This is a genomic window from Massilia sp. Masssp93 (assembly GCF_059491295.1).
In genome coordinates this window covers 2,893,134-2,910,400 of the sequence record NZ_CP168502.1, presented here as the reverse complement: position 1 = coordinate 2,910,400, position 17,267 = coordinate 2,893,134, and the positions used below count along the sequence as shown (strand labels likewise).

The 17,267-nt window shown below is 71.4% G+C and carries 13 protein-coding genes; 3 read left to right on the top strand and 10 right to left on the bottom strand.

Annotated features, from left to right (window positions below):
- Nucleotides 1-11: 11 nt before the first annotated feature.
- The 10 genes from ACEN9Q_RS12035 to ACEN9Q_RS11990 all read right to left on the bottom strand — a co-directional run bounded on the left by ACEN9Q_RS12035 (nucleotide 12) and on the right by ACEN9Q_RS11990 (nucleotide 13,194).
- Nucleotides 12-1,970 (bottom strand): CocE/NonD family hydrolase, encoded by a 1,959-nt coding sequence (locus tag ACEN9Q_RS12035; protein WP_495628579.1) that lies wholly within the window; start codon nucleotides 1,968-1,970, stop codon nucleotides 12-14.
- 66 nt (nucleotides 1,971-2,036) lie between these two features.
- Nucleotides 2,037-3,881, bottom strand: a complete 1,845-nt coding sequence (locus tag ACEN9Q_RS12030) for a hypothetical protein (RefSeq protein ID WP_495628578.1) — start codon at nucleotides 3,879-3,881, stop codon at nucleotides 2,037-2,039.
- A 9-nt stretch (nucleotides 3,882-3,890) separates the two neighbouring features.
- Nucleotides 3,891-4,823 carry an ABC transporter ATP-binding protein gene (locus ACEN9Q_RS12025; protein WP_495628577.1) on the bottom strand — a complete coding sequence of 311 codons (933 nt, stop codon included), beginning with the start codon at nucleotides 4,821-4,823 and terminating at the stop codon, nucleotides 3,891-3,893.
- Nucleotides 4,820-5,230 (bottom strand): GntR family transcriptional regulator, encoded by a 411-nt coding sequence (locus tag ACEN9Q_RS12020; RefSeq protein WP_056444222.1) that lies wholly within the window; start codon nucleotides 5,228-5,230, stop codon nucleotides 4,820-4,822. Before ACEN9Q_RS12020 ends, ACEN9Q_RS12025 begins: the two co-directional genes overlap by 4 nt.
- A gap of 69 nt (nucleotides 5,231-5,299) precedes the next feature.
- Entirely contained in the window at nucleotides 5,300-6,760 is a 1,461-nt protein-coding gene (locus ACEN9Q_RS12015; RefSeq protein ID WP_495628576.1) for an efflux transporter outer membrane subunit, read from the bottom strand.
- Between the two features lie 17 nt (nucleotides 6,761-6,777).
- Nucleotides 6,778-8,307: an MDR family MFS transporter gene (locus tag ACEN9Q_RS12010; RefSeq protein WP_495628575.1), complete on the bottom strand. Its 1,530-nt coding sequence runs from the start codon at nucleotides 8,305-8,307 to the stop codon at nucleotides 6,778-6,780.
- On the bottom strand, nucleotides 8,304-9,476 hold the full coding sequence (locus ACEN9Q_RS12005; RefSeq protein ID WP_495628574.1) for an HlyD family secretion protein: 1,173 nt from the start codon (nucleotides 9,474-9,476) through the stop codon (nucleotides 8,304-8,306). Before ACEN9Q_RS12005 ends, ACEN9Q_RS12010 begins: the two co-directional genes overlap by 4 nt.
- Before the next feature lie 173 nt (nucleotides 9,477-9,649).
- Nucleotides 9,650-11,890, bottom strand: a complete 2,241-nt coding sequence (locus ACEN9Q_RS12000) for a hypothetical protein (protein ID WP_495628573.1) — start codon at nucleotides 11,888-11,890, stop codon at nucleotides 9,650-9,652.
- Nucleotides 11,891-12,014: 124 nt separating this feature from the next.
- The gene (locus ACEN9Q_RS11995; RefSeq protein WP_495628572.1) at nucleotides 12,015-12,815 is read right to left on the bottom strand and encodes a DUF2145 domain-containing protein; all 801 of its coding nucleotides are present in this window, start codon (nucleotides 12,813-12,815) and stop codon (nucleotides 12,015-12,017) included.
- Entirely contained in the window at nucleotides 12,799-13,194 is a 396-nt protein-coding gene (locus ACEN9Q_RS11990) for a hypothetical protein (RefSeq protein WP_495628571.1), read from the bottom strand. The genes ACEN9Q_RS11995 and ACEN9Q_RS11990 overlap by 17 nt, the downstream gene beginning before the upstream one ends.
- 199 nt (nucleotides 13,195-13,393) lie before the next feature.
- On the opposite strand from ACEN9Q_RS11990, the gene paoA reads away from it, so the two are divergent.
- Genes paoA through paoC form a run of 3 tightly spaced genes read left to right on the top strand, consistent with a single transcriptional unit; the run spans nucleotide 13,394 to nucleotide 17,233 of the window.
- Nucleotides 13,394-14,068 carry an aldehyde dehydrogenase iron-sulfur subunit PaoA gene (gene paoA / locus ACEN9Q_RS11985; RefSeq protein ID WP_495628570.1) on the top strand — a complete coding sequence of 225 codons (675 nt, stop codon included), beginning with the start codon at nucleotides 13,394-13,396 and terminating at the stop codon, nucleotides 14,066-14,068.
- Entirely contained in the window at nucleotides 14,065-15,018 is a 954-nt protein-coding gene (locus ACEN9Q_RS11980; protein ID WP_495628569.1) for an FAD binding domain-containing protein, read from the top strand. The genes paoA and ACEN9Q_RS11980 overlap by 4 nt, the downstream gene beginning before the upstream one ends.
- Before the next feature lie 10 nt (nucleotides 15,019-15,028).
- Nucleotides 15,029-17,233 (top strand): aldehyde oxidoreductase molybdenum-binding subunit PaoC, encoded by a 2,205-nt coding sequence (paoC, locus tag ACEN9Q_RS11975; protein WP_495628568.1) that lies wholly within the window; start codon nucleotides 15,029-15,031, stop codon nucleotides 17,231-17,233.
- The last annotated feature ends 34 nt before the right edge of the window (nucleotides 17,234-17,267 follow it).

Below are 17,267 nucleotides of genomic sequence, written 5' to 3'. Positions count from 1 at the left end.
CGCCCGCGGCGTCAGTGCGCGGGCAGCACGAGGAGCTGCAGCCCGGATGGGGTCTGCGCGGCGTGGTAGACCCGCTGCGTGGCGGCCTTGAAGTCTTCCGGCTTCGCTTGCGGGATCGTGACGAACGTCTGCGGGTTCAGGTCCACGAGCGGGAACCAGGAGCTCTGCACCTGCACCATGATGCGGTGGCCGCGGCGGAACGTGTGGTTCACGTCGCCCAGGTGGTAGCTGATCGCTTCGACCTTGCCGGGCACGAAGGGCTCCGGCTTCTCGAAGCCGTTGCGGAACTTGCCGCGCAGCGGATTGCCGCGCACGAGCTGCTGGTAGCCGGCCATCGTGCCGCGCGGCGGCGCGACGTCGCTGCCGCGCGCAGGCTGGTCGCCCACGGGATAGTCGGCCGGGTAGACGTCGATCAGCTTCACGACCCAGTCCGAATCGGTGCCCGTGGTCGAGACGAACAGCCGCGGCGTCACGGGGCCGGCGACGGTGACGTCGTCTTCCAGCACGGCGCTCCGGTACACCAGCACGTCCGGGCGCGTCGCGGCGAAGCGCTGGTCCGACACCATGTATTCCTGCGGCACGGACGTCGCCGGGTAGCCGATGTACGGCACCGGCTTGCCTGGATCGGACACGTATTCGTCGAAGCCGCCGGCCGCCGGCGGCTGCTGCCACGTCAGCGTGCCGTGCGGGCCGAAGTACAAGGTGCGCGCCTGCGCCTGCACGGGCGGCCACGCCGAGTAGCGGCGCCACACGTTGCTGCCCGTCTCGAAGGCCGTCACTTCCGCGATGGGCTGCGCGGGCTTCACGCCCTTGAGCTGCTGCTCGAAGAACGGGAACTGGATATGCTGGCGGAAGTACTCGCCCGTCTTGCTGTCGAACGAGACGCGCCCCAGCTGCCTGCCGTCGTAGCGCGCCCACCCGCCGTGCACCCACGGTCCGATCACGAGGCCGTTGAAGCTGCCCTGGTTGTACTTCTTGATGGCGTGGTAGGTGGTGAACGGACCTTGCGGGTCCTCCGCGTCGAACCAGCCGCCCACCGTCAGCACGGCCGCCTTCACGTTCTTCAGGTGCGGGGCGATGGCGCGGGTCTGCCAGAACGCGTCGTACGTGTCGTGCTCGATCGTGGGCGCCAGCAGGGCGCGCTGCCTGTCCGTCAGCGTGCCGAGGATGCGGGGCAGCGTGCGGTGCTCGAGGAAGAAGTCGTAGGCGTCGGCCGCGCCGTAGTCGAAGTCGGCCCACGTCTTCGGCAGCGGCGTCGGGTTCTGCTGCTCCGTGAACGACGCATAGAAACCGAAGTTCGCGGCCAGCATGAAGGCGCCGCCGTGGTACGAATCGTCGCCCATGTACAGGTCCGTCACGGGCGCCTGCGGCGACGCGGCCTTGATGGCCGGGTGCGAGTCGATGATGCTGGCCGACGTGTAGAAGCCCGGATAACTGATGCCCCATATGCCGGCCTTGCCGTTGTTGTTCGGGACGTTCTTGAGCAGCCACTCCATCGTGTCGTACATGTCCTGGCTTTCCTGGCCTTCGCCGCCGGCGCGCCGCGGGTTCACGTGCGGCGTCATCTCCTGCCACTTCCCTTCCGACATGTAGCGGCCGCGCACGTCCTGCTTGACGAAGATGTAGCCCGCGTCCTCGAATTCCTTCGATGGCCCGATCTGCTTCGGATACCAGTCCTCGCCGTAGTGCAGCTCGCCCTCGGCCTGGACGCCCGCGCTGTACGGCGTGCGGTTGATGAGGAACGGATAGGCCTTCGACGCATCCTTCGGCACGTAGACGACGGTGAACAGCTTCGTGCCGTCGCGCATCGGGATGCGGTACTCGTACTTGGTGTACGTCTCGCGCAGGTCGCGCGGGGCGGGCCTGGCGTCGTCGGCCGCGTGGACGGCGGCCGGGGGCAGGGCGGAGCACGCGATAGCCACCAGCAGGGTAAGCAGGGGCAGGCGTGCGGGCAGGGAGAGACGGGTCATGACTTCCTTGGCGGCGGGTAAAACCGGCAGTATAAATGCGCCAGGAAGTCCTTTGTCATCTTTTCATCAGCCCGCCCGGACCGGCAACCGCTCCGGCGCGGCCGCGGCCACGGGCGCGCCGCGCAGGCGCGGTTGCAGGATCATCAGCGACAGCAGGGCCGGCACGCCGAGCAGCAGGCACGCCAGGCACCACACGGCACGCGCCGTGCGGCCGAGGTGCGTGCGCCGGGTCCACCAGACGGCGCCGGCGCCGGCCAGCAGCGCGGCCGCGAGCGCGGCGGCCCAGACGGTCGCCGGCCGCGCCTGCAGCAGCGGCGCGAAGCGGTTCAGGCCGTAGTCGGGAATGGCGCCGGCGTCGATGAGCAGGTCGGGCAGCTCGACCAGCGCGTGCAGCGCCGGCGAGATCCACCAGGCCCGGTGCTCGTACAGCGGCGCGAAGTCGTGCGCCAGGTCGCGCCGTCCCACCTCCCGCACCCGCGCCGACGGGTCGACGAGGTACGTGATCTGCTGCGCCGGCAGCGCGCCGTCGAACTCGCGGTGGCCGTACACGAAGGAGACGAGCGTGCCTTCCGCGACCTGGGCGACGTACACGCGATCGAGATCGCCGAACGGGAGCGGCAGTCTCACGTCGGCCGAAGACGACGGCGTGCCGGTCGCCGGTGCGAGCAATGCGAGGCGATGGTTGGTGAGCACGAGGATGCGCTGCTCCAGCACGGTGACGGCGCCCAGCTGTTCCTGCCCGTTCACGCGCAGGACGTGGCGCAGGCGCATGCCCGGCTCGTCGACGCGGTACAGGTTGTGGGCGTCGAAGAACCACTGGACGCCATGGATGCCGCCCAGGGTCTCGGGCACGGTATCGAAGCGCTCGCGCGTGCCGGGACCACCCGCGCCGAACACGCCCTGGTCGGTGCGGTTGCGCGCGTCGACGCCGCGGAACAGCATGCGGTCGTGGCTGAAGGTCCAGATGGTTTCGCCCTGGACGAATCGGGCCATGCCTTGCGTCGTCATCAGGTCGCGCACGCCGTACTGGCGGAAGATCGGCGCGAGGCTCGCGATCGCATGCGGGTCGAGCGCGGCGCGCCACGCGGCCGCGCGCGGGTCCGCACTCCCCGCCAGGCCGGCCCGCAGCGTTTCCACCGGCTTGAAACGGCGCGTTTCGGTCAGGCCACCGGCCGGCGCCGGTTCCCGCACCTGCGGATGGGCGCCGGCGGCGACCAGGCCCGCCTGGTACAGCATCGATCCGGCCCACAACAGGGCGACGTAACAGCACACCTGCAGCGGGATGGCCGACGCGGCGGTGGCGACGGTGTCGTCCGCCGCGCTGCGGTTGGGGCGGAACACCGTGTAGAGGAGCGCCAGCAGCACGGCGGCGCAGGCCGCCGTCAGGCCCAGCACCGTCGCGGCGGTCGCGAGGCGCATCGTCAGCACGACGGGCAGCACGAGGACGACGAAGGCCCAGCGGCTCCGGTGCAGCATGATGTAGCCGCCGGCGAGCCAGGCGCACAGTGCCGAGAGGGCGAGGTAAGCAGCGCCGGCGTAGTGGCGTGCGTCGATGACGCCGCGCGTGTAATGGTCCTGCATGAGCAGCGCGGCGCACAGCGGCAGCGCCACGGCGAGGGCGATCAGCGCGACGGCCGCCAGCACGAGCGCCGCGAGCAGCCGGGCGCGGTGCACGGGCCGGTGCTGCAGCCAGATCCAGCGGCTCGGCTGGCGGTAGCTGCCGAACTGGAAGACGGCGAGCGCAAGGCCGGAGAGCATGTAGAAGCCCAGCATGATGATGTGCAGGCCCACCGGCGCGTTGGGCACGTCGACCATCTGCTGCAGGACGGTCAGTGCGACGAGATTGGCCAGGCCGTACGCGGCGGCGCCGTTCCGGAAGCGGCGCAGTTCGGCCAGGAAGAATTCGGGCATGGGAGATCCTTATGCGGCAAGAGGGACGGCGGCGGGCATGGCCGCGGGACGGGCGTGGCCATGGGCGAGGAAGGCGTTGACGGCGCCGTCGAGGCCGAGCGGCATGGCGTGGACGGATTGCGCGCCGAGCATCTCGAGCCGCGTGCCGAAACCGTCGTCCTGGTCGAACACGACCACGTGGGTCAGGTGGTCGATCACCTGGACCTGCAGCACGCCGGGCAACTGGCGGATCTCCGGCACCCTGGCCGGGAACGCGGCCACCCACATGCGGATGCGGTCGCAGAAGTCGTCCGGGCCGCTCATGTAGCGCATGCGGCCCCGTTCCAGGATCACGAGGTTGTCGGCCACGCGCTCGATTTCATCCATCTGGTGCGAGCAGTAGACGACCGTGTTGCCGGCATCGGTCAGGGCCACCTGCAGCATCGCCTCGAGAAAGGCGCGCTTGGCGACGACGTCGAGTCCCAGCGTGGGCTCGTCGAGGATCAGCAGGTCCGGGCCCTGCGCCAGCGCGACGCCCAGGTTCAGGCCCGCGCGTTCGCCGCGCGACAGGCCGCCGATGCGCTGGCCGGGGTCGACGTCGAAATGGCCGACGACCTCATCGTAACGGGCGTCGTTCCAGCGCGGGTACTGGCGCCGCTGCATGGCGACGAGGTCGCGCACGCGCATCCAGGCCGGCAGCGTGTGCTCCTCGTTGACGAAGCCGATGCGCGCGCGCAGCGCGGGCGTGAGCCGGTGGCAGTCATGGCCCAGGATGCGCGCGCTGCCGGTGGTGGCCGGCTCGAAGCCGAGCAGCACGCGGAACAGCGACGATTTGCCGGCCCCGTTGGCGCCCACGAAGGCGTGGATGCCGCCGCGCGGCAGGCGCAGTGTCAGGTGGTCGAGTGCCGGCTTGTGTTGGTAGGACAGGCACAGGTCCTTGGTATCGATGGCGTAGTCGCTCATGCGGAATGTTTGGTCGCGTAGTGGGAAAGCTCGGCCGCGATGCGGTCGAGGATGGTCTGCTGCGCATAATCGAGCCCGATCACGGCGCTGACGAAGCGGTCCACCGCCTCGCCGAAGCGGCGTTCGCGTTCGGCGTCCGACAGCCGCTGGCGCTGCTCGGCCACGAACAGGCCCAGGCCCGTGCGCGCCAGCAGCCAGCCTTCTGCCGTCAGCTCCGCATAGGCCTTGGCCACCGTGTTCGGATTGATGGCCAGCTGCTGGGCCAGTCCGCGCACGCTGGGCAGCCCGTCGCCGGGCACCAGCTCGCCGCTGGCGATGTGGCGCTTGATTCCGTCGGTAATCTGGCGGGTGATCGGGCGCGGATCGCCGGTCACGATCTGCAGCATCAAAGGGGGACGTCGGTTCATGGTTCATTCACTGTACTAGTACGGGTAGTACAGTAACACCGATATTTCGCGTTCGTCAAGGATCCGCTGCTACGGCGCGGCCGCGGTCCAGCCGAGGCCCAGCGCCTTTTGCAGCGCGATGAAGTCGCTGGTCAATGCCGCGCGGGCGGCGGCCAGGTTCTGGTCGGCGGCAAGCAGCTGGCGTTCGGTGTCCAGCACGTCGATGAGGCTCGCCGTGCCTGCGCGCCGGCGTGCCTGCGTCAGCGTCGCCGCCTGCGCGGCCGCGGCGCGGGCGCGCGCGACGGTCGCCACCGTCGTGCGGCCCTGGCGGAAGCGCGCCAGCGCATCCTCGGCGTCGCGCAGCGCATCCAGCACGGCCGCGCGGTACTGCGCTTCGGCCTCCGCGCGCACGCCCTCGGCCTGGTCGACGCGCTCCACGTTGCGGCCGAAGTCGAGGACGTTCCAGGTCAGCCGCGGCGCGGCGATGGCCGAGTAATCGTCCAGGCGCGCCAGGTCGGACAGGTGGGTGCCGCCGATGCCGATGAGGCCGAGCAAGGTCAGATGCGGAAAGCGCGCGGCCTCCGCCTGGCCCACCTGGGCCGTGCGCGCGGCCAGCGTGCGTTCGGCCGCGCGGATGTCGGGCCGGCGGCGCAGCAGGCCGGCCGGATCGCCGACGGGGACGCTGGCCGGCGGCAGCGGCACGGCATCCACCGTGGCGGGACCGGCGGCGGCCAGCGCGCCGTCGAGCGCGCCCGGCGCCGCGCCGGCCAGCACGGCCAGCGCGTCGCGGCTGGCGTCCAGTTGGGCGGCGAGCGGTTCGGCCTCGGCCCGCGTCGCTTCCAGTTGTCCTTGCAGCCGGACGAGGTCCAGCGTCGACGCCGTGCCGCCCTGCACGCGCCGCCGGGTCAGGTCGACGATGCGCTGCTGGCGCGCGACGGCGGCGCCGGCCAGCGCCATGCGGGCCTGCGTGGCGCGCAGTTGCACGTAGGCTTGCGCCACTTCCGCCGCGAGGCTCACCTGCGCATCGGCGAGGCCCGCCTCGGCCGCCTGCGCGCTCGCCGCTGCCGCCTCGGTGGCGCGGCGCTGGCCGCCGAACAGGTCGATTTCCCAACTGGCGTCGAAGCCGACGCTGTACAGGGTCAGCGACGGCGGGAGCTGGAAGCCGCCGCCGCTTCCGCTTCCGCCCGGCCTGGCGCCCGCCGGCGGCAGCCGCGCGTGGGCGGCGAGCGCCGTGGCCGTGCCGTTCGGGAGCGTGTCCGCGTGCGCGCCGCGCAGGGCCGCGCGCGCCTGGCGCAGGCGCGCACGCGCGACGTCGAGATTCGGGTTCGCGCGCAACGCCTGTTCTTCCAGGCGGTCGAGGGCCGGGTCGCCCAGCGCCGTCCACCAGCGCGACGGCGCGGCGTCGGGGATCGCGCCGGCCTGGCCGCCGGCGCGCGCGAACGCGGCGGCCGGCGGGGCGGCGGGCGGGCCCGCATAGTCGGGGCCCACGGTACGGCAGCCGCCCAGCAGCGCCGCGGCGATGGGAAGGACGAGAACGATGTGTCGTCGCATGCGGGGCTCCGGCGGCGTCAATGGCCCGCGATGGGCGCGCTCGTGTTCAGCGGGCGCAGGAACAGCACGAGCGGGATCACGCAGGCGATGAACACGGCCAGGATCCAGAACAGGTCGATGTAGGTCATCGTCAGCGCCTCCAGGCGGATCGTGCCGGCGAGGCTGCGCAGCGCCTGCGGCATGCCGCCCAGGCCGTGCGCCTGCGCGGCGAGATAGTCGCCGACGGCCACGCGGTTGGCGTCCAGGGTCTCTTCCAGCCGGCGCGAGTGCAGCCACAGGCGCCGGTCCTGGATGACGGCGATGCCGGCCAGCGCGAGCGAGCCCCCCAGGTTGCGGGCCGCGTTGAACAGCCCGGCCGCGTCGCTCGCGTGGTCGCGCGTGACGGACTGGATCGCGGCCTGGTTCAGGAACACCATCGCGAAGATCGTGCCGACCCCGCGCAACAGTTGCGAGAACACGAACTGGGCGCCGGCCGCCTGCGCCGTCAGGTCGGTCTCGTGCCATGCGCTGAATGCCAGCACGGACAGGCCGAAGCCGACGGCCAGGCGGATGTCGACCCAGCGGATCAGCAGCGGCACGAGCGGCATCATCAGCAGCGCCGGCAGCCCGCCGAGGGCGACGATCTTCCCCGCCTGCAGCGCGTTGTAGTCGGCGATGGCGGCGAGGAACTGCGGGATCACGTACGAGGTCCCGTAGATGACCATGCCCACCGTGATGCCCATGACGACGACGCTGCCGAACTGGCGGTCGAGCAGCAGCCGCAGCTGGATCACGGGACGCCGCGCCGTCAGCTGCCCGATCATCATCAGCACGAAGCCCGCGAACGACAGGATGCTGATCCAGACGATCGAAGGCGACGAGAACCACTGTTCGCGCTCGCCTTCCTCCAGGACCACCGTGAGCCCGCCGAGGAAGGCGGCGAGGCCGAGGATGCCGAGCCAGTCGGCGTCGGCCAGCATGTCCAGGCGCGCCGGTTCGTGGCGCAGGCCGACGAGCAGCAGCACGACGAGGCCGATGCAGATCGGGACGTTGAGGAAGAACGCGTAGTGCCAGCTGAGGTTTTCCGTGAGCCAGCCGCCGATCAGCGGCCCGACGACGGGGCCGAGGATGGCGGTGGCGCCGAACATCGCGGTGCCGATCGGCTGCTGGCTGCGCGGCAGGCGCGTCGCGATGATGGTCTGCGCCGTCGGGATCATCGCGCCGCCCGTGATGCCCTGGCCCACGCGGCCGGCGATCATCATGGGCAGCGACGTCGACAGGCCGCACATCACGGAAAACGCCGTGAACAGCGCGGCCACGGCGAGCAGGAAGGTGCGCAGGCCGAACACGCGTTCGAGCCAGCCGGACAGGGGAATCATCACGATCTCGGCGACGAGGTAGCCGGTGGCGATCCACGTGCCTTCCGTGCCGCTGGCGCCGATCTCGCCCTGGATCGTGGGCAGCGACGAGTTCACGATCGAGATGTCCAGCGTGGCCATCAGCGCGCCGAGGGTGCCGGCGGCCACGGCGAGCCAGGCGGCGGCGTCGGCCCGCTGCGCGCCGCTCATCGGCGGTCCTCGCGCCGTTGATGTGCCTTCTCGTCCTTGCGCACGTCCTTGATGGCATCCTTGTCGTCGCTGGTGTCGACGGTGACCTTGACGGACAGCCCCGGCACGAGCACCCGCCGCACCTCGGGACTGGCGTCGAGCGCGATGCGGACGGGAATGCGCTGGACGATCTTGGTGAAGTTCCCGGTGGCGTTCTGCGGCGGCAGCAGCGAGAACTGGGCGCCGGTGCCGGGCGCCATGCTGTCCACGCGGCCGCGCAGCTTCACGTGCGGCAGCGCGTCGACCTTGATCTCGGCCGGCTGGCCCACGCGCATGCGGCCGATCTGCGTTTCCTTGTAATTCGCCGTGATGTACAGGCTGGCCACGGGGACGAGCGTCATCAGCCGCGCGCCCGGTTGCACGAACTGGCCCAGGCGCACGGTGGCGTCGCCGATGCGGCCCGCGATGCTGGCGGCGACCGTCGTCGCCTGCAGGTTCACGCCGGCCGCCTTCAGCTGGGCCGCCGCCGCTTCGCCCTGCGCCTCGGCCTGGCGCACCTGGGCGCGCAGCGATGCGATGCGCTTTTCCGCGTTGGCCAGGGCGGCGCGCTGCGCGGCCACCCGGTCGGCGGCCTGGGCGGCCTGGTTGCGCCGGTCGGCCAGCGCCTGCGCGTTTTCCGCCCCGATCGCGACGAGCGGCGCATAGCGCTGCGCCTCGCCCGCGGCGAACGTGGCCGCCTGGCGCGCGGCCGCCAGTTGGGCGCGCGCGGCCGCGACGCTGGATTCCTGCTCGGCGATCTGGGCGCGCACGGCGTCCGCGTTGGCCCTGGCGATGTCGACCTGGGCCCGGAACTGCTCGGCCTGGGCGTTGTAGTCGCGCGGGTCGATGCGCACGAGGGGCTGGCCGGCCGCGACGTCCTGGTTCTCGCGCACGAGGACGGCGTCGACATAGCCGCCGACCTTCGGCGACACCGTCACCGCGTCGGCCTGGAGGTACGCGTCGTCGGTCGTCTCGTGGTACTTGCCGACCAGCGCGTGGTAGGCGTACCAGCCCGCTCCGGCCAGCAGCAGGACGCCGCCGCCGGCGATCAGCGCGGTGCGGATCTTGCGCTTCTTTTCGGGCGAGACCTTTGGTTTGCCGTCGTCGTTCTCGTCCTTGTCCTCGCCGGGTGCGGGCCGCTCGTCGGTCATGTCCGCCTTTCCGTCACGACGGCACCCGGCCCGCGTGCCGCGCGCAGGCGGGTGCCGTATCTTGCGGACAATGGTTCTCGCCGGCCATGGAACTGAAACGATTGTTTGGTCAAACAACAATCGTACACATCCTGAACAGCCCGCGCTTTTCATTTGTGCGCGGAAACGGAACCCTACTGCAGGATGCGCACCAGCGCGCCCTCGCTCATCACGTAGACGGTGCCGTCGGGCGCGGTCGTGATCGCATCGATCGGCCCGAGGCTGCCCGGCGTGCCGGCGCGCACGCCGATGGCCCCCGGATTGCCCGCGACGACGGTCTCGATGCCGGCCGGCGTGATCTTGCGCACCGAGTACAGCTCCGCCCCCTCGCGCAGCGCGAGGTACAGGTTGCCGCCGCGGTCGGCCGTCATCCCGGTGATCTGCTCGTCGATGCCGCGCGACCGGCGGACGACGGCGCGCGTGCCGTCGGCGGCGATCCTGACCACGTTCCGGTCCGCATCAAGGCCCCAGCGCGTGCCGTCCTTGCCCCAGTACACGATGCCGACGGCGTCGTCGGCCAGCGTGGTGACCGTGCCGTCCGGCGCGATCTTGCGGTGATATATCTTGACGCCCACGTCGGTCATCGGGCCGTACACCGTGTCCGTGAGCCAGATGTTGCCGAGCCCGTCCTCCACCAGCCGCTGCGGTGTCGTGAAGCTTGCCTTCGCGCCCACGCCGTCCGCGACGCCCGCGACCCCGGCCTGGCCGGCGATGAAATGGGACACGCCCGCCGCGTCGATCCGCGAGATGACGCCGTTCGACACCGCCAGCACGCTGCGGTCGACGGCCTCGCTGGTCGGGTAGTAGCTGGTCGCGCGATTCCCGGGCGGCAGGGGCAGCGTGGTGACGGCGCCGCCCGGGGTCACTTTGCGGACACGGTCGACTTCGCCCACGTAGATATTGCCCTGGGCGTCCGTGGCCAGTTCGTAGTGCGCGTCGGCCGCGAGTGCCGGCGTCAGCGCGAACTGCGCCGCGGCCCCGGTCGCGTCGACATTGGCCTGGGCGGCGGCACGCCCGGCGAACTCGGTCACGGCGCCGGTGGGCGCGATGCGGCGGATGACCTGGCTGCTGTCGTCGCCCACGTACAGGTTGCCGGCCGCGTCGGCCACGAGGTTGGTGTAGTTGGTGCCGCCCGATCCGGAGGCGGGCAGCGTGGCCAGGGTCGTCACCGTGCCGTCCGGCGCGATCTTGCGGATCCGCGGCGGGTAATCGGGCTCCCGCTCGTAGGCGTTGCCGGCCCCGTCGACCGCAAGGGTCCAGCCGCCCAGGTACGCGGTGCCGCCGTCGGCGAAGACGAGCCTGGGCGTCGTCACGACACCGGCCGCCGACACCCTGCGCAGTACGCCGTTGTCGATCAGCGTCAGATTGCCGGCGCGGTCGGCCGCGATCGCACCGATCTGCTGGAATGCCGCCTGGGCGCCGGTGCCGTCGTTCATGTCGCCGGCGCCGCCGCCCGCCAGGGTGACGACGGTGCCGTTTGGCGCGACCCTGCGGATCGTCTTGCCGCCGTCGTTGACGTACAGGTTGCCGGCGGCGTCCATCGGGAGGCCGCGCGCGTCGGTGAAACGCGCGCTCGCGCCGGCGCCGTCGGCGTTCCCCGCCTGGTCGGCGGCACCGGCGAACAGCGTGCGGGTGCCGTCCGGCGCCGTGCGGTATATCGCCGTGGCCGTCCCGGTCGGCCGGGCGGCGTCGAAGAGGTTGCCGGCGGCGTCGACGGCGATGGCGCCGGCATCGCGCAGCGCCGGGTTCCGCGCCAAGGTGGCGATCGCGCCGGTCGCGAGGTCGATCGCTCGCACGCCCGGCGTGAAGGCGGAGAGGTCGACGGCGTCGACGAGGTACAGTGCCCCCGACGGCTGGATGGCGAGGACGCCGGGCAGCGCCAGGCGGCCGTCCGTGCCGTCCAGGGTGCCGGGCCCGCCGGGCGTGCCGGCGACCAGCGCCAGCCCTTTCGGCACCGACACGCTCAGCACCGCCGCGGTACTGGCCGTGCTGCCGCGCGGCCCGGTCGCGACGGCCGTGAATGTGCTGCCGTTGTCGGCGGCCTGCGGATGGGCCAGCGTGTACGTCAGGCCGGTGGCGCCCGGGATGTCCTTGCCGTCGCGCTGCCACTGGTAGCTCACGGTCGTGCTGTCGGCGGCGACGCCGAAGGTGGCGGCCTGGCCCGCGACGACCGATTGCGGGACCGGCTGGGACGTGATCGCCGGACCGGCCGCGGCGGGTGGGGCGGGCGTCGACCCGCCCGTGTTCCCGCCGCCTGCCACGGGTGCGCTGCCGCCGCCACCGCCGCCGCATGCGGCGAGAGCGATGGCGAGGGAGAGAAGTGCGGCGCGGCCGCACAGGCGCGGCAGCGGACGTGGTCGGGTTTGCGGGGACATCTCGGCTCCTTGTCGGTGGCGCGGCCGGCGCTTGGCGCGGCGGCGGAATGGTCGCAAGGATAACAGCGGAAACGTGTCGCAAAATTCAACGATTGTCACATCTTCGCAAGATTGCGCGGCGTGCTTACTCGACGGTGACCACCCGCGCCTGCGCGTCGCGCCCGCGTATGAAATTGAGCACGGCATCCGTGGTCACGGTATCGATCTGCCCGGCCATGCGCCGGTCGAACGGATGGTCGTCGAACGCGACGTTGGCGCGGAACATGCGGGCGCCCAGCCGCGTGACGGCCGGGATCTCCACCGTCGGCACGCGATAGCCCTGGCGCTGCAGCCAGGCCTGGGCCTCGGCGCGGGTCTCGACGGCGCCCGGCGGCGCGCTGGCGGCGGCCAGCGTCTCCAGCACCCACTGGTTCGAGTTCTGGTAGCGGGTCGAGTACACGTACGACAGCATGTTGTAGTGCGGCTCGTGCAGGCGCCGCGCCGTGCGGCCCGCGAGCAGTGCCGCCACGCGCGCCTGCACGTCCGGCCCGGGGATGACGACCTGGGCGCGGTAGCGATACAGGTCGGTGAGGAAGAAGTTGCCGACGCCGTCCGTGTACAGGTCGGAGTCCGCCGTGCCGCACGTGTTCAGTTCGTGGACGACGGTCCAGCGCCCGGCCGCATGGTCGCGCACGACGATCCCCATGTGCGAGTATTCCAGCCCGTATTTGCTGAGATCCTGGCCGGCGCGCGCGACGATGGCGACGGTGGCGCCGCTGGCGTCCAGCGCGGCGAACGTGCGCTGCGCGAGCGCCATCGAGTGGCTCACCTCGTCCACGCTCAGCGGTTCTTCGCGGCAGCCCTGGCCCGCGTGCGCAGGGAGCGCGGCCGCGAGGGCCAGTGCGCAGGCCAGCGCGGCGAGGGGGCGGTCAGGACGCGCGCGCATGGTGCAGCAGGGCCCGGCCGATTTCGTTCGGAATGAAGGCGATCACCTTGCCCGACAGGACCAGCGCATGGCCGGCCGACATGGCGACGACCTGCAGTACGGTGCCGGCGCCGATCGACAGCCCGCGCGCGGCCGCGCCGGACAGGCGCACCGTCGCGCGGCTGGCCTGGCCCGCGCCTTCCAGCACGACCTCGATGCCGTCGCCGACGGCGGTCACGCTGTCGACCACCACGCTGCCCGTGACGCCCACGACGGCGATCGATCCGAGGACGACACTGCCCGTGGCTTCGCTGAGGGCCTCCGAGGGGGACGATGGGTCGGCGGCGCGGGCGCTGGCGCAGGCGAGGCCGAACAGGGTTGCGAGCAGCAGGCGTTTCATGGTGTCTCCGTGTGTGAAATGTGGCGCCATCTTGCCCGTGGGGCTGCGCTGGGCCAAGCGCGTGACGCGCCGGGCGCACGGCATGCGCCGCGCGGTAGCGTGTTCCGATACCGGCCGCGCCTACCGTGCACGGGTCCCGGGCGAAACAGTCTTAATATGCGCAATCTGACGACGAGCGAACGACAGGAGGGCCGAACCCATGATCGACTCCAGCGACATCAACCAGACGAGGCGCGAACTGCTGATCGGCGGCGCGCTGTCCGCCACGGCCGTCGCGCTGCCGCCGATGGCCTGCGCGCAGGGCCCGGATACGGGCGGGGGCGGCGCGGCGACCACGCCGGCGCCCGTGACGGCGCGGGTCGCGCTGCGCGTCAACGGCCAGCGCTACGAGATGGTCCTCGACACCCGCACGACGGTACTCGACATGCTGCGCGAGCACCTGCACCTGACCGGCACCAAGAAGGGCTGCGACCAGGGCCAGTGCGGCGCCTGCACGGTGCTCATCGACGGCCGCCGCATCAATTCCTGCCTCAGCCTGGCCGTCATGCACGAAGGCGCCGACATCACGACCATCGAGGGCCTCGGCACGCCGCAAAAGCTGCATCCGCTGCAGGCCGCGTTCGTGAAGCACGACGGCTACCAGTGCGGCTACTGCACGCCGGGCCAGATCTGCTCGGCCGTGGCGGCGCTGGACGAGCTGCGGCATGGCATTCCGAGCCACGTGAGCCCCGACCTGGGCGCGCAGCCGCTGCTGTCGCCGATGGAGCTGCGCGAACGCATGAGCGGGAACATCTGCCGCTGCGGCGCGTATTCGAACATCATCGATGCGATCACGGAAGTCGCCGGCGCCGCCGGCAAGGGAGATCCCGCATGAAGGCGTTCACCTACCAGCGCGTCGCCACACCCGCCGAGGCGGCAGCGGCGGCCGCGCGCCAGCCGGGATCGCGCTTCATCGCCGGCGGCACCAACCTGCTCGATTTGATGAAGCTGGAAATCGAGACGCCGGCGCACCTCGTCGACGTCAACGGCACGGGCCTCGACCGGATCGAGCCGACGCCGGACGGCGGCCTGCGCGTGGGCGCGCTCGTGCGCAACACCGACCTCGCGGCCGACATGCGCGTGCGGCGCGACTACGCCGTGCTGGCGCGCGCGCTGCTCGCGGGCGCCTCGCCCCAGTTGCGCAACAAGGCGACGACGGCCGGCAACCTGCTGCAGCGCACCCGCTGCCCGTATTTCTACGATACGAACCAGGCGTGCAACAAGCGCAGGCCGGGCAGCGGCTGCGCCGCGATCGGCGGCTACACGCGCCAGCTGGCCATCGTCGGCCACAGCGAAGCGTGCATCGCAACCCACCCGAGCGATATGGCGGTGGCGATGGCGTTGCTGGACGTGGGCGTGGAAACGGTGCGGCCGGACGGCACGGCGCGCACGATTCCCATCGCCGACTTCTACCGCCTGCCGGGCGCCACGCCGCACATCGAGAACACGCTCGCGCCGGGTGAACTGATCACGGCGGTCACGCTGCCCAAGCCCTTGGGCGGCAGGCACTATTACCACAAGGTGCGCGACCGCGCGTCGTATGCGTTCGCGCTGGTGTCCGTCGCGGCCGTCGTGCAGCCGGACGGCAGCGGCCGGGTGGCGCTCGGCGGCGTCGCGCACCGGCCGTGGCGCGTGCCGGCGGCGGACAGCGCGCTGCCGCACGGCGCCGGGGCCGTCACCGACCAGTTGCTGGCCGGGGTACGGGTCACGACCGACAACGCGTTCAAGGTCCCGCTGGTCCAGCGCACGCTGGCCGCCGTGCTGGCCGATGCGCGCAAGGCATGAGGAGCGATCCATGAAATTCACGACACCCGCCACCACCAATCCCATCGACCGCCTGCAGGTGGTCGGCAGGCCGACCGACCGGATCGACGGTCCGTTCAAGACGACGGGCACCGCTACTTACGCCTACGAACAGCACAAGGCGGCGCCGAACGCCGCCTACGGCTGGGTGGTCGGCGCCGCGATCGCCAATGGACGCATCACGAAGATCGACACGGCCGCCGCGCGCGCGGCGCCCGGCGTGATCGCCGTCGTCACGCACGAGAACGCGGGCAAGCTGGGGAAGGGCGACAAGAACACGGCCCGGCTGCTGGCCGGTCCCGACGTCCAGCATTATCACCAGGCCGTGGCCGTCGTCGTCGCCGGGACGTTCGAGCAGGCGCGCGCCGCGGCGAGCCTCGTGCGGGTCGACTATGCGCCGCAAAACGGCGTGTACGACCTCGAGGCGGCGATGAACGCGGCCGGCCCCGCCGGCAAGCAAAAGGACAAGTCGACGACCAGGGTGGGCGACTTCGACAAGGCGTTCGCCACGGCGCCCGTCAGGCTGGACGCCGTCTACAAGACCCCGGACCAGACCCACGCGATGATGGAACCGCATGCGTCGCTCGCCGTGTGGGAAGGCGAGAAGCTCACCTTGTACACGTCGAACCAGATGATCCACTGGGGCGTGCAGGACATGGCGAAGACGCTGGGCATCCCGGAACACAACGTGCGCCTCGTCTCGCCCTACATCGGCGGCGGCTTCGGGGGCAAGCTGTTCCTGCGGTCGGAGGCGCTGATGGCGGCGCTGGGCGCAAAGGCGGCCGGGCGGCCCGTGAAGGTGACGCTGCAGCGCGCGCTCATGATGAACAATACGACGCACCGGCCGGCGACGATCCAGCACATCCGCATCGGCGCCACGCGCGAGGGCCGCATCACGGCGATCGCGCACGAGAGCTGGTCGGGCGACCTGCCGGGCGGCCAGCCGGAAACGGCCGTGAACCAGACGCGATTATTCTATGCGGGCGCCAACCGTTTCACGCAGATGCGGCTGGCCGTGCTCGACCTCGCGGAAGGCAACGCGATGCGCGCGCCGGGCGAGGCGCCGGGGCTGATGGCGCTGGAGATCGCGATGGACGAGCTGGCGGAAAAGCTCCACATGGACCCGGTCACGCTGCGCATCGTGAACGATACGACGGTGGACCCGGAGAAGCCGGGCCGCAAGTTCTCGACGCGGCGCTTCGTCGACACGCTGCGCATCGGCGCCGAGCGCTTCGGCTGGAACAAGCGCAATCCGAAGCCGGGCCAGGTGCGCGACGGCCGCTGGCTCGTCGGCTACGGCATGGCCGGCGCCTTCCGCAACAACATCAACACGAAGTCGGGTGCGCGCGTGCGCCTCGAGCGCGACGGCACGGTGACGGTCGAGACGGACATGACCGACATCGGCACCGGCAGCTACACCATCATCGGCCAGACGGCGGCCGAGATGCTGGGCGTGCCGCTGTCCCGCGTGACGGTCAGGCTGGGCGATTCGGCGTACCCGGTGTCGGCCGGGTCGGGCGGCCAGTGGGGCGGCAACAGCGCGACGGCCGGCGTGTACGCGGCCTGCGTCAAGCTGCGCGAGAACGTGGCGAAGAAGCTCGGGCTCGACCCCGCGCACGCCGACTTCTCCGGCGGCATGGTGCGCGCCGGGGGCAAGGCGCTGCCTTTGGCCCAGGCGTCGCACGACGCCGACGTGACCGGCGAGGACACGATGGACTACGGCGACCTGGCAAAGAAATACCAGCAGTCGACGTTCGGCGCCCACTTCGTCGAGGTGGCGGTGGATGCGGCGACGGCGGAAGTGCGGGTGCGGCGCATGCTGGCCGTGTGCGCGGCGGGGCGCATCCTGAACCCGAAGTCGGCGCGCAGCCAGGTGATCGGCGCGATGACGATGGGCGTGGGCGCCGCGCTGATGGAAGACCTCGTCGTCGACAAGCGCGTCGGCTTCTTCGTCAACCACGACCTGGCCGGCTACGAGGTGCCGGTGCATGCCGACATCCCGCACCAGGAAGTGATCTTCCTCGACGAGACGGACCCGATGTCGTCGCCGATGAAGGCGAAGGGCGTCGGCGAACTGGGCATCTGCGGCGTGGCGGCGGCGGTCGCGAACGCGATCTACAACGCGACCGGCGTGCGCGTGCGCGACTATCCCGTCACGCTCGACAAGCTGCTGCCCGGGATGCCGGTCTACGCGTGACGATGGCGCGCCGAAGGTGGGGCGAGAAGCGGCT

What these genes read in the sequence shown, in the direction of transcription:
- ACEN9Q_RS12000 (WP_495628573.1), bottom strand. Translation starts at nt 11,890, where the DNA reads ATGTCCCCGCAAACCCGACCACGTCCGCTGCCGCGCCTGTGCGGCCGC.
- ACEN9Q_RS12010 (WP_495628575.1), bottom strand. Translation starts at nt 8,307, where the DNA reads ATGAGCGGCGCGCAGCGGGCCGACGCCGCCGCCTGGCTCGCCGTGGCC.
- ACEN9Q_RS11995 (WP_495628572.1), bottom strand. Translation starts at nt 12,815, where the DNA reads ATGCGCGCGCGTCCTGACCGCCCCCTCGCCGCGCTGGCCTGCGCACTG.
- ACEN9Q_RS12015 (WP_495628576.1), bottom strand. Translation starts at nt 6,760, where the DNA reads ATGCGACGACACATCGTTCTCGTCCTTCCCATCGCCGCGGCGCTGCTG.
- ACEN9Q_RS11980 (WP_495628569.1), top strand. Translation starts at nt 14,065, where the DNA reads ATGAAGGCGTTCACCTACCAGCGCGTCGCCACACCCGCCGAGGCGGCA.
- paoC (WP_495628568.1), top strand. Translation starts at nt 15,029, where the DNA reads ATGAAATTCACGACACCCGCCACCACCAATCCCATCGACCGCCTGCAG.
- paoA (WP_495628570.1), top strand. Translation starts at nt 13,394, where the DNA reads ATGATCGACTCCAGCGACATCAACCAGACGAGGCGCGAACTGCTGATC.
- ACEN9Q_RS12005 (WP_495628574.1), bottom strand. Translation starts at nt 9,476, where the DNA reads ATGACCGACGAGCGGCCCGCACCCGGCGAGGACAAGGACGAGAACGAC.
- ACEN9Q_RS11990 (WP_495628571.1), bottom strand. Translation starts at nt 13,194, where the DNA reads ATGAAACGCCTGCTGCTCGCAACCCTGTTCGGCCTCGCCTGCGCCAGC.
- ACEN9Q_RS12025 (WP_495628577.1), bottom strand. Translation starts at nt 4,823, where the DNA reads ATGAGCGACTACGCCATCGATACCAAGGACCTGTGCCTGTCCTACCAA.
- ACEN9Q_RS12035 (WP_495628579.1), bottom strand. Translation starts at nt 1,970, where the DNA reads ATGACCCGTCTCTCCCTGCCCGCACGCCTGCCCCTGCTTACCCTGCTG.
- ACEN9Q_RS12020 (WP_056444222.1), bottom strand. Translation starts at nt 5,230, where the DNA reads ATGAACCGACGTCCCCCTTTGATGCTGCAGATCGTGACCGGCGATCCG.
- ACEN9Q_RS12030 (WP_495628578.1), bottom strand. Translation starts at nt 3,881, where the DNA reads ATGCCCGAATTCTTCCTGGCCGAACTGCGCCGCTTCCGGAACGGCGCC.